Source organism: Mycobacterium sp. NGS49 (assembly GCF_059812565.1).
In genome coordinates this window covers 1-456 of record NZ_JCALCX010000115.1, presented here as the reverse complement: position 1 = coordinate 456, position 456 = coordinate 1, and the positions used below count along the sequence as shown (strand labels likewise).

The 456-nt window shown below is 63.4% G+C and carries 1 protein-coding gene; it reads left to right on the top strand.

The window, feature by feature from the left end; genetic code table 11:
- Positions 1-123: 123 nt before the first annotated feature.
- A partial coding sequence (locus tag AC5Y7D_RS30935) for an acyl carrier protein (RefSeq protein WP_499930004.1) occupies positions 124-456 on the top strand: 333 nt, incomplete at its 3' end.

The following is a 456-nucleotide window of genomic DNA, read 5'->3' as shown; positions in this document are numbered from 1 at the left end:
ACCCTCGATCAATCCTGCCTTGCGCCCGCACGCATAAATATGGCTGGGCTCAGGTCTCAAGCCGCTGCTGGGATGTTGCCGGCCTTGTTCGCTGATCTGGTGGGCGTCCGGCGGCGGTCTGTGATGGGGGACCGGACTGCGGCGGTGTCGGGTTCGGTACTGGCGCAGCGTCTGGCCGGACTCTCTGATGAGCAGCAACATTCGCTGCTCTCGGAGCTGGTGTCCTCGCATGTGGCGACCGTCCTGGGTGCTGATCCGGCCACTATCGGGGCCGACCGCGTATTCCAGGATCAGGGTTTTGATTCTCTGACCGCCGTCGAGTTGCGTAACCGGTTGCAAACCGCGACCGGTCTCGCATTGTCACCCACCGTGGTCTTCGATCACCCCACACCCTCGGCACTGGCCGGGCACCTACGCCAACAACTCACCGGAACAGTCGGCGAGATCGCAAGTGGT